At 62.7% G+C, this 14,191-nt stretch carries 16 protein-coding genes; 8 read left to right on the top strand and 8 right to left on the bottom strand.

Annotation, left to right across the window (positions count from 1 at the left end; genetic code table 11):
- Nucleotides 1-66: 66 nt before the first annotated feature.
- Nucleotides 67-501: a KUP/HAK/KT family potassium transporter gene (locus tag K678_RS19930; RefSeq protein WP_414532748.1), complete on the top strand. Its 435-nt coding sequence runs from the start codon at nt 67-69 to the stop codon at nt 499-501.
- A 6-nt stretch (nt 502-507) separates the two neighbouring features.
- Here K678_RS19930 and K678_RS05740 read toward each other — a convergent pair whose 3' ends face one another.
- The gene (locus K678_RS05740; protein ID WP_021131513.1) at nt 508-3,225 is read right to left on the bottom strand and encodes a bifunctional acetate--CoA ligase family protein/GNAT family N-acetyltransferase; all 2,718 of its coding nucleotides are present in this window, start codon (nt 3,223-3,225) and stop codon (nt 508-510) included.
- A 187-nt stretch (nt 3,226-3,412) separates the two neighbouring features.
- On the opposite strand from K678_RS05740, the gene K678_RS05745 reads away from it, so the two are divergent.
- From K678_RS05745 to K678_RS05760, 4 genes are all read left to right on the top strand, one after another.
- The gene (locus K678_RS05745; protein ID WP_021131514.1) at nt 3,413-4,825 is read left to right on the top strand and encodes a bifunctional enoyl-CoA hydratase/phosphate acetyltransferase; all 1,413 of its coding nucleotides are present in this window, start codon (nt 3,413-3,415) and stop codon (nt 4,823-4,825) included.
- Between the two features lie 33 nt (nt 4,826-4,858).
- Nucleotides 4,859-6,067: an acetate/propionate family kinase gene (locus tag K678_RS05750; protein WP_021131515.1), complete on the top strand. Its 1,209-nt coding sequence runs from the start codon at nt 4,859-4,861 to the stop codon at nt 6,065-6,067.
- Nucleotides 6,068-6,152: 85 nt separating this feature from the next.
- A complete protein-coding gene (locus K678_RS05755) occupies nt 6,153-6,533 on the top strand; it encodes a cyclophilin-like family protein (RefSeq protein ID WP_021131516.1) in 381 nt (126 codons plus the stop codon).
- Between the two features lie 24 nt (nt 6,534-6,557).
- On the top strand, nt 6,558-6,833 hold the full coding sequence (locus K678_RS05760; RefSeq protein WP_155804473.1) for a hypothetical protein: 276 nt from the start codon (nt 6,558-6,560) through the stop codon (nt 6,831-6,833).
- Here the strand turns inward: K678_RS05760 and K678_RS05765 are convergent.
- The 4 genes from K678_RS05765 to K678_RS05780 form a co-directional block, all read right to left on the bottom strand.
- Entirely contained in the window at nt 6,805-7,329 is a 525-nt protein-coding gene (locus tag K678_RS05765) for a CinA family protein (protein ID WP_021131517.1), read from the bottom strand. The two genes, K678_RS05760 and K678_RS05765, sit on opposite strands and share 29 nt — an antisense overlap.
- A complete protein-coding gene (locus K678_RS05770) occupies nt 7,326-7,817 on the bottom strand; it encodes a phosphatidylglycerophosphatase A family protein (protein ID WP_021131518.1) in 492 nt (163 codons plus the stop codon). Before K678_RS05770 ends, K678_RS05765 begins: the two co-directional genes overlap by 4 nt.
- 58 nt (nt 7,818-7,875) lie before the next feature.
- Nucleotides 7,876-8,553: a response regulator transcription factor gene (locus K678_RS05775; RefSeq protein WP_021131519.1), complete on the bottom strand. Its 678-nt coding sequence runs from the start codon at nt 8,551-8,553 to the stop codon at nt 7,876-7,878.
- 107 nt (nt 8,554-8,660) lie between these two features.
- Nucleotides 8,661-9,605, bottom strand: a complete 945-nt coding sequence (locus K678_RS05780; RefSeq protein WP_021131520.1) for a PAS domain-containing protein — start codon at nt 9,603-9,605, stop codon at nt 8,661-8,663.
- 159 nt (nt 9,606-9,764) lie between these two features.
- On the opposite strand from K678_RS05780, the gene K678_RS19395 reads away from it, so the two are divergent.
- A complete protein-coding gene (locus tag K678_RS19395; protein WP_021131521.1) occupies nt 9,765-9,986 on the top strand; it encodes a hypothetical protein in 222 nt (73 codons plus the stop codon).
- On the top strand, nt 9,983-10,435 hold the full coding sequence (locus tag K678_RS05785) for a hypothetical protein (RefSeq protein ID WP_021131522.1): 453 nt from the start codon (nt 9,983-9,985) through the stop codon (nt 10,433-10,435). The genes K678_RS19395 and K678_RS05785 overlap by 4 nt, the downstream gene beginning before the upstream one ends.
- 10 nt (nt 10,436-10,445) lie before the next feature.
- Here the strand turns inward: K678_RS05785 and K678_RS05790 are convergent, their stop codons facing one another.
- The 3 genes from K678_RS05790 to K678_RS05800 form a co-directional block, all read right to left on the bottom strand.
- The gene (locus tag K678_RS05790) at nt 10,446-10,994 is read right to left on the bottom strand and encodes a DUF882 domain-containing protein (RefSeq protein ID WP_021131523.1); all 549 of its coding nucleotides are present in this window, start codon (nt 10,992-10,994) and stop codon (nt 10,446-10,448) included.
- Between the two features lie 192 nt (nt 10,995-11,186).
- Nucleotides 11,187-12,803: a L,D-transpeptidase family protein gene (locus K678_RS05795; RefSeq protein WP_039852160.1), complete on the bottom strand. Its 1,617-nt coding sequence runs from the start codon at nt 12,801-12,803 to the stop codon at nt 11,187-11,189.
- Between the two features lie 147 nt (nt 12,804-12,950).
- Nucleotides 12,951-13,391 (bottom strand): rhodanese-like domain-containing protein, encoded by a 441-nt coding sequence (locus K678_RS05800; protein WP_021131525.1) that lies wholly within the window; start codon nt 13,389-13,391, stop codon nt 12,951-12,953.
- Between the two features lie 169 nt (nt 13,392-13,560).
- Between K678_RS05800 and K678_RS05805 the strand changes: the two genes are divergently transcribed.
- Nucleotides 13,561-14,191: protein-disulfide reductase DsbD domain-containing protein (locus tag K678_RS05805; RefSeq protein ID WP_021131526.1), on the top strand; the 631-nt coding region annotated here is incomplete at its 3' end.

The following is a 14,191-nucleotide window of genomic DNA, read 5'->3' on the forward strand; positions in this document are numbered from 1 at the left end:
CCGAACTTCCTGGAGCAGCAAAAGGTCAATCCCAGCGTCATCCGTGTCGATGGGACTGCGATCTACATGACCGGAAATTCCCAGACGGTGCCGCTCGCCCTGCTGCATAACCTAAAGCACAATAAGGTGCTGCACCGTCGCGTCGTGTTCATGACCGTCACGGTCGAGGATATTCCCCGCGTGCATGGCCGCGACCGTCTGACGGTCGAAAACCTGTCCGACGGGTTCTATCGGATCTCCGTTCGCTATGGCTTCATCCAGGAACCCGATATCCCCAAGGTCCTGCGGCTGTGCAAGGCGCTGCACGGACTCGAGTTCGACATGATGGACACCACGTTCTTCCTTGGCCACGAAACCCTGGCGCCCTCGGCGCATCACGACATGCCGGAATGGCGCGAGCGCCTGTTCGTGGTGATGAGCCGCAATGCCGTTCCCGCCACCGAGTTCTTCCACATTCCGCCGGGACGGGTGGTCGAACTGGGCAGCCAGATCCGGCTGTAACGCCGGTTACGGCCCGCCCGGGTCGGGGTCGGGAGCGGTCTGGGCTGGATTGCGCAGGTCGAGTTCGACTTCGAGAATGTCTCCATCGACGGTGCGGGTCGGGACAAAGCCGAGATGCTGGACGAAGGCCAGCATCCGCGGATTGTCCTTCAACACCTGCCCAGCAATCGATCGGGTTCCGCGCGAGCGGCAATAATCGATCATTTTGACCAGCAGACGTTTGCCCAGCCCGGTTCCCTTGATGTCCGAGCGGACGACGATCGCGAACTCGGCTTTTTCATTATCGGGATCGGTGACGGTGCGGACCACGCCCACCGTTTCCTTGCCATTCTGGATCGCGGTTTCGGCGATGAAGGCCATCTCGCGGTCATAATCGATCTGGGTCAGCCGGGCCATTTCGCTGTGCGGCAGTTCGTGGACCAGACCGAAGAAGCGGAAGCGGATGTCCTCGGGCGTCAGTTTCGAGATGAAGACGTGGTGGTTGGGCTCGTCTTCGGGACGAATCGGGCGCAGCAGCGCTTTTTGCCCGTCGGGCAGGGCGAAGATCTCCTCAAGCTCTTTGGGATAGGGGCGGATCGCCAGATGCTCGGTGCCGGGCTTGGCCGGGGCAACCGAGATATGGGCGTCGAGCGCCAGCACGCCTTTTGAATCGGCGAACAGCGGGTTGAGGTCGAGTTCGACGATTTCAGGGAAATCGACCACCAGTTGCGACAGATGCACCAGGGTCCGGGCGATGGCCTCGCGGTCGGCGGGCGGGCGACCGCGATAGCCTTCGAGCAGGCGGGAGACCCGGGTCCGCGAGATCAACTCATAAGCCAGCGTGGTGTTGAGCGGGGGCAGGGCCATCGCCCGGTCGGCGATCACCTCGACCGCAATTCCTCCCTGGCCGAACATGATCACCGGGCCAAACACTGGATCGGTGGCGACACCGACGATCAATTCCTGTGCGCCGGCTCGCCGTGCCATCGTCTGGACGGTAAAGCCGGTGATCCGGGCTCCCGGATAGAACTGGACGACGCGATCGAGCATATCGCTGGCGGCTTTTTCGACTTCGGCCGCGCCGGTCAGGTTCAGCACCACGCCCCCGACATCGGATTTGTGAACGATGTCGGGCGACAGAATTTTCAGCGCGATCCGCCCGCTCATCGTCGCGGCGATCCGCCCGGCTTCGGCCGGAGTTTCGGCGACATGGGTCTCGACGGCGGGAATCCCATAGGCTTCCAGCACCGCCTTGGCCTCGGGTTCGTTCAAAGTGCCGCCGCCATGGGCCAGCGCATTGTCGATCAGGGCGCGGGCGCGGGCGGTGTCGGGCACGAAATCGAGAGGAGCCGAAGCCGGGACTTCCATCAGCAGGGTCTGATTGCGGCGATATTCGATCAGATGCATGAAGGCCTGGATCGCCGCGCGCGGGGTGTCATAGGCCGGGATCCCGGCCCCGCTGAACATGTGGCGGGCATGAGCCACCGCTTCGTTGCCGACCCAGCAGGTCATGATGGTGGCGCGGGGGCGGTCCTTGCAACTGCGGATCACTGCGGTCGCCACTTCGGTCGGATCGGAGATCGCGCTGGGAGCGTGCATTACCAGCACGGCATCGACCGATTTGCATTCGGTCAGGATCGTCAGCGCCTTAACATAGCGTTCACCGTCGGCGTCACCAGCGATATCGACCGGATTGCCGCGTGACCAGTTCGGCGGCAAGACCGCGTCGAGTTTGGCGATCACATCGTCGGGCAGCACGGCCAGTTCGCCATTGCGCTCGGCCAGATCGTCGGCGGCCAGGACACCGATCCCGCCCCCATTGGTCAGGATCGCCAGACGGCGCCCCTTGATCGGGCGGGCTCGCGCCAGCGTCTCGACCGCGCCGAAAATCTCGTCGATATCGCGGACCCGCAACATGCCGGCCCGACGCATCGCGGCATCGAACACCAGATCGGACCCGGCCAGAACCCCGGTATGCGAGGCGGCGGCGCGGGCGCCTTCCATACTGCGTCCGGCCTTGATCGCGAGAATCGGCTTGTTGCGGGCGGCGGCGCGGGCTGCCGACATGAAATTGCGCCGCTGCTGGATCGTCTCGATATAGAGCAGGATGGCCCGGGTCGAGGGATCGCTGCCGAGATAGTCGAGCACGTCGCCGAAATCGACTCCGTCGGTATCGCCCAGGTGGATGAAGTGGGAAAAGCCGATCTCGCGCGGGCGGGCCCAATCGAGCACCGCCGTACACAACGCGCCGGATTGAGACACGAAGGCAAGCTTGCCCGGACGGGCCCCGCGATGGGCGAAGCTGGCGTTCAACCCGATTCCCGGGACCAGAATCCCCATGCTGCTGGGGCCGAGAATGCGCATGTCGTGGGCGCGGGCCATCGCCAGTGTCCGCTCGATCACGCTATGACCATCCGGGGTGACAGCCTGATGCAGGCCATGCGTCATGATGCAGGCGGCGCGGGTGCCCCGCTGTCCCAACGTGTCGAGGATGCCGGGAACGGTCTCGGGCGGGGTACAGATCAGCGCCAGATCGGGTGCCTGGGGCAGACAGGCGACGTTGGGATAGGCCAGAACGCCGGCGACCGAGGGGTGATCGGGCGTTACCGGCATCACCGGCCCGGCAAATTCCTCCTGCAACAGATTGCGCATGACCACCCAGCCGATGCTTTTGGGCTTGGTCGAGGCCCCAACAACCGCAATCGATTGCGGCCGAAACAGCGGCTTCAGGTTGCGTATGCTCATCGTCCCCCCGGATGCGAACCTTCGCGTTAAACAAATAGGATAGCCCCCGATCCCGGTGCGCAGCAATGACCGTCCGGATCGTGGTGGTTACGGATGTGAACTGGACATTGTGTCTATGCCAGGAGATGGATTATATTGTTGCACTGCAAAATAAAAATAACAGCGAACGCCACTGACGGAGCCGAGCATGCCCGAGATGATGGAAAACCGGACGTTCGATGAGATTCGGGTCGGTGACAGCGCCACTCTGACCAGGACCTGCACCATGGACGACGTCGAACTGTTCGGCGTCGCGATCGGTGGCTTGAACCCCACGCATTACAGCCCGGAGAGTGCAGAACTCTTTACCCGCAGCGGCAAGATCAAAGCGCACAGCATGTGGGGGTGTTCGTTGCTGTCGGCCTTGTTCGGCAACGAACTGCCGGGGCCGGGGACATCCTATCGCAGCCAGGACATCACCTTTACCGCACCGATCGATATCGGTGACACGGTAACGGTGACGGTTACCGTGATCGAGACTCTGCCACCCCACGACGTCGTGTTCGATTGCCTGGCGACCAAACAGACCGGGGAAACCGTCTATACCGGGCGGGCCCGCGTTGCCGCCCCAACGGTCAAATCGGTGCAGCCGCGCATTCAGTTGCAGGAAGCCAGCCTGCATCGCCGCCATCATGTCTTCGAAGATATCATCACCAGTTGCAGCGGGCTGACGCCGGTGACAGTGGCGGTGTGCCATCCGTGTGATCAGGTCTCGCTGGAAGGTCCGGTCGAAGCCGCCCGTCTCGGCCTGATTGCCCCGATCCTGGTTGGCCCAGAGGCCAAAATCCGTCAGGTTGCTGCCGAATTCTCGATCGATATCGCTGGTCTGCGCATTGTTGACTGCGCCCACAGCCACGAATCGGCGGAAAAAGCGGTCGCTCTGTGCCGGTCGGGCGAGGCCGAGGCGTTGATGAAGGGTTCGCTGCACACCGACGAGATGATGCACGAGGTTGCCTCGCGCGAGAAAGGTCTGCGTACTTCGCGGCGGATCAGCCACGTCTTCATCATGGACGTGCCGAGCTATCCCCGGACGCTGATGATCTCGGACGCGGCGATCAACATTTACCCGACGCTGGAGGACAAGGTCGATATCGTCCAGAACGCGATCTCGCTGGCCCATGTCCTGGGGGTTGATCTGCCCAAGGTGGCGATTTTGTCGGCGGTCGAGACGGTCTATCCCAAAATCACCTCGACGATCGAAGCGGCGGCCCTGTGCAAGATGGCCGACCGGGGACAGATCACCGGGGGGCTCCTCGACGGGCCGCTGGCGTTTGATAATGCGATCAATGTCGAAGCGGCAAAGATCAAGAAGATCGTCTCGCCGGTGGCGGGACGGGCCGACATCCTGATCGTTCCCGATCTCGAGGCCGGAAACATGCTGGCCAAGCAATTATCGTATTTGGCCGATGCTGAAGCCGCCGGAATCGTTTTAGGGGCCCGTGTTCCGATCGTGCTGACCAGCCGGGCCGACAGCGCCAAGGCGCGCCTGGCCTCGTGCGCGGTGGCGGTTCGTTTCGCCCATGCCCGCCGCGCCAAGAACAAGTCGATTGCCGCCGAATAATGGCTTTAACGCGAGACTCGAAGGGTCCTGCCCATGAAAGACGGAATCCTGGTCATCAATGCTGGCTCATCCAGCATCAAATTCTCTTTGTACATCTCGCAGGAAGGAATTAAGCCGACTCTGTCCTGTAAGGGATCGGTCGAGGGGATCGAGACCGCGCCGCATTTTGTCGTTAAATCCCCGCTCGGGCTGGTTCTGAACGAGCGGCGGTGGACCGAACAGAGCGACATGCAGCATGAGGTGCTGTTCAAGCACCTGATCGACTGGGTCGAAGATCATCTGGGCGATGTTGAACTGCGCGCCGCCGGTCATCGGGTGGTGCATGGCGGGGCGCTGTATTCCCAGCCGATGCCGGTTACCGATCAATTGCTCGATGAACTCGAGGAATTGGTGCCGTTGGCCCCGCTGCACCAGCCGCATAATCTGGCACCGATCCGGTCGCTTCGCCTTGTCCATCCCGATTTGATCCAGGTGGCCTGCTTCGACACCGCGTTTCATCGCTCCAACCCCTGGCAGGCACAAAGCTTTGCCCTGCCGCGTAAGATCACGATCGAGGGGGTGCGGCGGTACGGCTTTCACGGCCTGTCATACGAATACATCTCGCGCACCTTGAAGTCCTACGCCCCGGCGACCGCCCGCGCCAAGGTGGTGGTGGCGCATCTGGGCAACGGCGCGTCGATGTGCGCGATCGCCGAAGGCAAAAGCATCGCCAGCACCCTGGGCTTCACCGCTCTGGACGGTCTGCCGATGGGCACCCGCAGCGGCTCGATCGATGCCGGGGTGGTGCTGTATCTGTTGCAGCAAAAAGGGATGACCCCCAAAGAGATCGAGGATCTGCTCTATCGCCAGTCCGGTCTGTTGGGCGTGTCGGGGGTCAGCAGCGATATGCGGGTTCTGCTCGACAGTCTTGAACCCCGTGCCGCCGAGGCGGTCGATCTGTTCGTCTATCGCATCTCGCGCGAGTTGGGTTCGCTGGCGGCGTCGATGGGGGGGATCGATGCCTTTGTCTTCACCGGGGGGATTGGCGAGAATGCCGTCGCGATCCGCTCCCGCGTCTGCGACCTGTCAGAATGGCTGGGGATTCGAATCGACCAGGAAGCCAACGAGCAGGGCGCTCCTCTGATCAGCGCTCTCGACAGCAAGGTGTCGGTCTGGGTGATTCCCACCGACGAGGAGATGATGATCGCCAAACATACCCGCGAGGTTCTGCGGGCGTTGCGCAGCCAAGGTGGAACGGTTTGAACCGGGGTTTGGAGTCGACCCTAGCCAAGTCAGATCGGAAAAGGCACACTGACGGTCAATCGCAAACGGTTGGGGGCCGGGTGATATGCCGAAAGTGAAAATCAGCGTCGGGCGCGTTGCCCTTCATGTGGACTTGCTTGATACGCCGACGGCCCAAGCCATCCTGGCCGCAGTCCCGTTCGATTCTCGGGCAACCACTTGGCCCGGCGAAGTTTATTTTCAGGCTCCGGTGCGTGCCCCGTTGGAAGGCGATGCGCTTGAGGTCGTCCAGTCGGGCGAGATCGTGTTTCGTTCCGAAGGGGAATCGATCATTATCGGCTATGGTCCGACTCCGTGCTCGGAAGGGTCCGAAATCCGTCTGGCGGCTCGGGCCAATCTGTGGGGGCGGACTTCCGACGATCTGACCGCCCTGTCGGCGGTCGAGGCGGGTGATCTGGTTCGGGTCGAAGCTTTCGATCCGGCCTGATGCTCCAAAAGGATGGGTGACAACGTGCGTGCGGTCGTTCTGGTGTGTGTGTTGGCTCCGCTGCTGGCGGGGTGTGGGATTCCCGATCTGGTTGCCCATACGGTCAAGGCGGTTGAGAAAAGCCAGCGGGAGCCTGCCGCGTCGGCTCCGGCGGCTGATCCCGCTCCCGCTGCCGCCTATACCTCCCAGGAGAGAGTTGAGGAGGCTGCGCCTCCCGCCGCAGCCCCGGCCTATACCCCGTCCTCGCGCTCTGGCGGGGGTGGCGGTGGGATTACGGTCGAGGAATTGCCGCCGCGCTGAGATGCGGGAGCGGTTCTTCCGCCGCAAGGGCCAGCGCGGTCAGCGCGGCCTGAAGCCGGACCGCGTCGCGGTCGCCGCTGAATGTCTCAACATGATCGCTGGTCGCACCGCCCCGGATCGCCAGGGCGAAATGAACCAACCCGACCGGTTTCTGGCTGTTATCCGAAGTGGGACCGGCGATTCCGGTGATCGAGACGGCCCGGTCGGCGTGAGAGTGCGCCAACGCCCCTTCGGCCATAGCGCGGGCGACAGGGGCGCTGACCGCGCCATTCGCCGCGATCAGGGCGGCGGGCACCCCCAGCATCTCGGTCTTGGCGTCGTTGGAATAGGTGACGAAGCCGCGCTCGACCACCGCCGACGATCCCGAAAATGCGGTCAGCGCCGCCGAAACCAGTCCGCCAGTGCAAGATTCGGCGGTGGCAAGCGTCAGCCCCCGGTCCTTTAGGGATTCGAGAGTCCGCCGCGCGGACTCTCTCAATAAATCGGGGAAGGTCATCCGAGCAGCGGGCGGAGGTGGAGGAAGAGAACCAGCCCGGCCAACGCGAACATTCCGGCCAGAATGTCGTCCAGCATCACGCCCATCCCGCCGCCGAACGAGCGGTCGGCCCGACCGATCGGGCCGGGCTTCCAGATGTCGAACAGCCGGAACAGGATGAAGGCGACGCCATAGGCAACCGGATCGAGCGGAGCCGCCACCAGCACCAGCCATTGCCCGGCGACTTCATCGATCACGACTTCCGAGGGATCTTCGACTCCGGTCCGGCCGATATAGTCGCGGGCGGCCCACCAGCCGACGACGAAACAAATCACCGTCGCCACCAGCAGCATCCGGCTGCCCCCAGCCGACGCCAGCGCCCAACCGAGAGGAAGTGCCACCAGGGACCCCCAGGTGCCGGGGGCTTTGGGCAGCAGGCCGACACCAAAACAGGTGGTGATCAGGGTCACGGGATGAAAGGCGGAAATGCCGTCGCGTCGGTAGGCCAAAATCGAACTCCCCAGGGACAAAAGAGGCCGCCAGGATAGCACGACCGGGCCGGACGGGTCACCCGGCCGGACGGGGGAGGGGAGGAGCGATCGGTGGAATGTCCCAGCCGGATTGCAGGGCGATCCGGACCGCCTGGGCCCGGTTGGCCGCGCCGATCTTGCGATAGACGTTGCGCAGGTGAACCTTGATGGTGATTTCCTGAAGACTGAGCGCCTGAGCGATTTCCTTGTTAGTCCGCCCTTCGATCAGTTGCGCCAGAATTTCGCCCTCACGCCGCGACAGGCGGTCAAACGGCGGGGGTGCCCCTGCGGCGTGGGGTGCGGGGGCCGCATCGGTCGTTTCAAAGAAGCTGCTGGACGGCAGATAGGTTTCTCCCGACAGAACCAGCCGCAAGGCGTTGACCATCGCATTCCCGCCGACCGTCTTGGGGATGAAGCCGGCGGCACCGGCTTTAACCGCTGCCTGGACGTGGTCGCGGGAGGAATAGCCCGACACGATCACCACCGGAATTCCTGGGGCAAGAGCCTTGATCTGGGTCAGTCCGTCAAGTCCGGTCATTCCCGGCATCATCAGATCAAGCAGCACCAGATCGGGTCGGGGCGCGCCTTCAATGGCGGCGACAGCCTCTCCCAGCGAGGCCGCATCGATGATCTCGGCCTCGGAATCAAGCTCTTTGAGGAACGGTCGTAACCCGTCCCGCACCAGCTTGTGGTCATCGGCCACAAGAATACGCAATTCGGTTACTCCCAATCAGGGTGGGCTGAAATCAGCCCGCCCGAAAGTATAAGCGTCCCCGTCCATATCGACAACCCGCTCACTTAATCCTTGGGAAATAAGGCATATCAGTATGACGTGATGGCGTCGCAGGCTGGCGGACGCAGAAAAACAGCAATCACTCTGTCGAGTGAAGGCCAGTCTAAAGGTTTTGCAATGACGGCAAGTCTCTCGTCAAGGTTGGTGATATCTCGGCTGTCATGCTCATCCGGCTGGAGCGGAGTCAGGATAATCGGTTGAAGCGGGTCGAAATCGCGCAGCGTGGCAATCAGGGCAGTGTCGTCACCGATCTGTCCGTCCGGGTCGATCACGACCACGTCGGCGGGATCGTTGCAAAACTGGGTCCAGGCATCGGTGCAGGTCGCGGCGACGCTGACCCGAATTCCCGGACGATTACCGAAATGGTCCTGGAGGGCGGTATCGTTCCCGACGATGAGGATGTGAGCCTCGGCAGAGGCGCAGGGCACTGCCATCGGGCTGCTGGTCGATGGTGAGACGGATGTCGGGCGAAACAGCGCGTTCATGTCCTCAAGACACTGGGAGGTGCGTTCGGCCTGTTCGGCAATCAGGGCAAATTGGGTCTCGGGCCAGCCGGACGCGGGGGGCTTGCCCCGCTCGATCATCAGCAAAGCCCCCTCGGCGGCCAGACGGATCACGTTGAGGGGCTGTGCCAGGTCATGGCGCAATCGTGCCGCGATTGTCTCGAGCAAGGGCTGGGCTGCATCACGAAACACCAGCAACCGGGATGGGCAGCCGCGAAACACGATATCGTGGCGGAGAAGACTCGCCGACCCGATTCCGATGCCATCGAGTGAGTCCGGGATGGGACATCCGACCAGAGCGGGATAATCCTCGGTTCCGAACCGGCGCACGGCGGCCGGGTTGGCAAAGACCACGATTGATTGGGTGGTAACGATCAGGGCGTCGGGACAAAGGTCGATCAGAAGACGAAATCCCTCATCCTCCCGGCCGAGCGGTGCGATGTCGTCGCGGTCGAACAGCGCGGCCATCATCACAATTCCCCAAACGGAGTGTCAGGAGACGAAGATAGGGTCTGTGTCGGCTTGGTTCCATATATTTCCTATGGATAGTTCGTGTCCGGACCTTGAGCCCGTCCCGTTCTCGTGATCTTCTCCGGGCCTAAGACCACGGTTGAACGAGGACGGAAGACAATGCCAAGACTGCTTGGGGCCCTGATCCTGATCTTTGCGCTGGTGGCGGTGCCGATGGCTCGTGCGGCCGAGCCCGCGCTCGATGTGCTCGACGCTCAGGTGTCCTACAGCGCTGATTTCACGATGACCGGACCGCGCGGAGCCTATACCGGCCGTGTCTGGCACGCTCCGGGAAGCGAACGGCGCGATGTCGTCACCCAAGGGGGGGGCAGGGGATCTTGATCCATCGCGATACCGGGACCGCCTACTTCCTGGGGATCGGCGGCAAATGGTATGTCAGCCTGTCGCTGGAAGCGGCCGGTGCGGTGGTTGGCGGGCTTCAGTCGTGGGCGATCGAACGGACCCGGATCGGCGAAGAAAATGTGGCCGGAATGCGGACCACGCGCTGGACGGCCCAGGCCAGTGGACCGAAAGGCGGTTTCGAGGGCGAAATCTGGACCAACCGCGACGGGATTGTGGTGAAAGCGGTCGGGACGGTTGCCGCACCGGGGGGCAATCCGTCGCCGGTGGAAATGACCTTGTCCCATCTGAAAGTGGGCGCCGTCGATCCGCAGATGCTCGAGGTTCCTGAAGGCTGGTTCAGCCTTGACCTGCGCAAGCTGCCCGCCGACCGGGTGGTTCAGGCGATCGAGGGGATGAAGCCGATGCTTGATAAGCGTAACGCCCGCTGATGCGGGCGTCCTACCACACCCGGACGCGCCCGGTGTCGATATGGACGAAATCGGATTCGGGATAGGTGCCGACACCGCCGGCGCGCAACGAACGCGCGGCACGCCCGATCATCCGGGTGGTGTGGCCGGGAAGGCGAATGTCGATCGCTTTACCCTGGGTGTGCAGGCTGTGGGTGGCGACACCGTCGCTATAGCTTGCCAGGATCGCATTGGTGGCGGGAGAGCGATAGCCGCTGACGACGTGGACCGCCCCCTTGGCTCCCAGCCTGCGTTGAACCGAGACCAGCAGGTCTAGCAGATGCGGATCGATCGGATGGATCGCCCCGGTGCGGTGGTCGCGCAGCAGCTTGGAGACCTGAGCAATAGCCCGGGGTTGATAACGGCCTTCCCCCCAATAGACGGTCTTCAGGGTTTCGCCGGTATGAGTATTGTATAGGTTGAGCGAACGCTCGGGCAAACGACGAACAGCAGCCTCGACCGGAGATACAACCAGCATTGCTGCTGCGGCCCCCAGGCCCAGGGACAGAAAACCTCGCCGGTTCTTCACCTCGTCGATCATCCCGCCCTCCTTGCGGATCACCCTTTAGAACGGGCGCGGCCCTTTCTTAGCACCGACGGCAGGTCAGGTGTCAACCCTAACGGTGTGGAATTTCCGCCGCACCGCCTTCGAATTAGGGAGAAAGCCGTAATTTAATTACGGTTGAAGGGGAAAGTGGAACCTCTCTTAAATTGATCTTTTTGGGGTTTGATGTCAGGCGGGAGGCGGATTCGGGCGTGGGCGGGCCGGGGCGCGGGACTGACGCAACGCCTGACTGAGGCGGCGATCGTGGCCGTAAATGTCATCGCGGAAATTGATATCCCCCGACGGATCGACCCAGGCAGTGAAGTAGACCAGATAGACCGGGATGTTGCGTTCGAGCTTCAGGGTCCGGGTTTTCTTATCCGCGTTCAGGTTTTCCCCTAACCGGCCTTGCCACCGAGCTCCCAGCAGAATTTCGCCCAGCCCAATCGGGTCTTCCAGCCGGATGCAGCCATGCGAAAGGGCGCGGAACGCTCGCGAGAACGTCCGGTGGTTGGGCGTATCGTGCAAATAGATATCGTCTGCGTTGCGCAGGTTGAACTTCAACTGACCCAAGGCGTTATCCGGTCCCGGGGGCTGGCGCAGACGATACGGGAACTTCTTGCCGATCGCATTCCAGTCGATACCGTCGCCCGCCGCTTCGGGGCTGTCCTCGGGATAATCGGCGATCTGGAGATTGCTGTTGGCCAGATAATTGGGATCGCGCCGCAATTTGGGCAGAATCTCGTTGTTGACGATGCTGGTTGGCACCGACCACGGCGGATTAAGGACCACCGAACTCATCGACGTGTCCATGCTGGGCGTGGGATGACGAGTGTCGCCGACGACAACCCGCATCGACAGCGCCACCGCACCGTCTTCGACCAGATCGAGCGAGGCGGCCGGGATATTGACGCTGACATGCATTCGCCCCAGTTGGTGCGGCATCCAGCGCCAGCGCTCAAGATTGGCGGTGATCTGGCGCAGCCGAACTTCGACCGGGACATTGAGGGCGGCCAGACTGCGGGCACCGATGGTGCCGTCTGGGTCGAGCCCATGGCGGCGCTGGAAACGCTTCACCGCTTCGACGACCGGGGCGTCATAGGTCGTGCCGTCGGCGAAAGCGGGGTCGAGATCGCCCGAGGCGATCAGGCGGCGGCGCAAGGTCGGCAGGCGTTCGTCAGTCGTTTCAAGCGGAACCAGTTTCGGACCGTCGGGAATGCTGGGCCAGCCTCCGGCGCGGGCGATCGCCTGGGTCCGCTCCAGCCCTTCCTTCAAGCGCAGATAGCCGACGAAAGGCGGCTGAAACGCGGCGGCCTGGTCGGTCAGGGCTTTTCCGTCGGCAAGACCACGCAGGAAGCGAACCCCATCGAATCCGTTGCGGTTTTTGCCGCCAAACCCACCGAAGGCCCGGTCCGGATCGACCCGACCGATAGCGATATCGCGGCCGAGACGCAGCAACGTGCTGCTTTGCAGGACGTCGACTTCGATTTCGGTCGAGGAGGAGGACGGAACGACATAAGGCGAACGGTCGAGTCCTTCGGCGGCGGCCAGCGTCGGCACCTCACCAAGCAGGCGGGTACCAGCCGCGGCTTTCGGTCCGGTCCAGGCCAAGTGGTAACCACGGGCGCGATAAAAGTCGCGCAACATCCGGCCCTCGCGTTCCGGATCGGCGGACGGAATCGAGGCGATTACCGTATCGATCCGCCGCTGCATCGTCGGTGACGATTCGGCCCAGGCCAAAGTGTCTCCCCCCAGCGTGGCAAGGCCGAGGGTCAGGGAAACGTAAAAGGGGCGGGCGAAGGACAAGAGCGACCTCTGGCCCCGTCACAGGGCGCTGGCGGACGAAACGACACTCCCGCCGAGGATCGACGGGATACCTGACTCGATATCGATCCAATCGGCGGGAGTGTCAACGCCCAACCGCTCTTCGTCACCGCAATAGAGTCTGTTTCTCTAACCCTGTTGCCAAGGAAGGTCACTGGCCTTCCATCCCGATACGGTACCGCGATGTTTTTTGCCGTCGTGTCCGCCTTCGAAACCGTCGGTGACGTTCCAGCAATCGCGATAGCCGAGTTCGGTCAGAAATTCGGCGGCCGCCCGCGAGCGAACGCCGGAGCGGCACAGCAGAAACACCGTATCATCACGGCCGACCCCTTCGGATTCAAGTAGGGCGGCGAAATCGTCGTTATGGACCATGCCGGGGAAGATCTGCCACGACGCCCGAACCAGAGTCCGTCCCAGCGAGGACAGATCGGGCTGACCAACGAAAGTCCATTCCGCCTGGGTGCGGACATCGACCAGCCATGCCCGGGGATTTTGGGCCAAACGCCGCCAAGCCTCGGTCGGGGAAACCTCGCCAGCATAGGACAGAGAACTGGCGGTTGATGAACTCATGGCAAGGACTCCTGATCAAAAATAACAATTACACGATGTCATATTTTTATAATTCACACAACAAAAATGTTATCCGAAACGCAGTAAACGCGCCTGGGCCGGTCGTTGACTCCGGCGCGCCGTCGGTGTTGTTGTGCGGACGAGGAACGCAAAATCGGGAGAAGCCGGGATGATCGGGTTTCGCTGGGCGACGATGATTCTGGCGGCTTTGCTGGTTTTTGCCGCCGTTCCGCCCACCGCCGCAGCCCCGGAACCGGGGGCGTCCGAGTGGGTGACCTCCGAGTCGGGGCGGGTACGGTTGGTGTCCGCCCGCGCGACCCTGGGCGATGCGGCCAGCTTACGCCTTGGCCTGCAATTCGATCTTGCTCCCGATTGGAAAATTTATTGGCGGACGCCGGGGGATGCCGGATATCCGCCCCGGATCGATTGGGCCGGGTCGCAGGGGCTGGGCGAGGTGGCCTTCCGCTGGCCTGCGCCGCATCGCTTTGTCTTGGCCGGTCTGCAAAATTACGGCTATCAAGGCGAGGTGGTGCTGCCGATTGATGCCAACCTGACTGCACCGGGGCAGGCGATATCGTTGAAAGCCCGAGTCGAGTTTCTTGCCTGCGCCAAAGTGTGCGTGCCGCAACAGGCCGATCTTGCCCTTGATCTGGCGGCGGGAGACGGCGCGGCCTCGGTTTACGCCCATAACATCGCCCGCTTCGATGCCTTGGTGCCCGGTGAAGGCGAACGCCACGGACTATCCTTGAAACGAGCTGAAATCGTCGGGGAGGGAACGGATGCCCGGGTGCGGCTGCTGG

Source organism: Magnetospirillum fulvum MGU-K5 (assembly GCF_000442515.1).
Lineage (GTDB): Bacteria > Pseudomonadota > Alphaproteobacteria > Rhodospirillales > Magnetospirillaceae > Phaeospirillum > Phaeospirillum fulvum_B.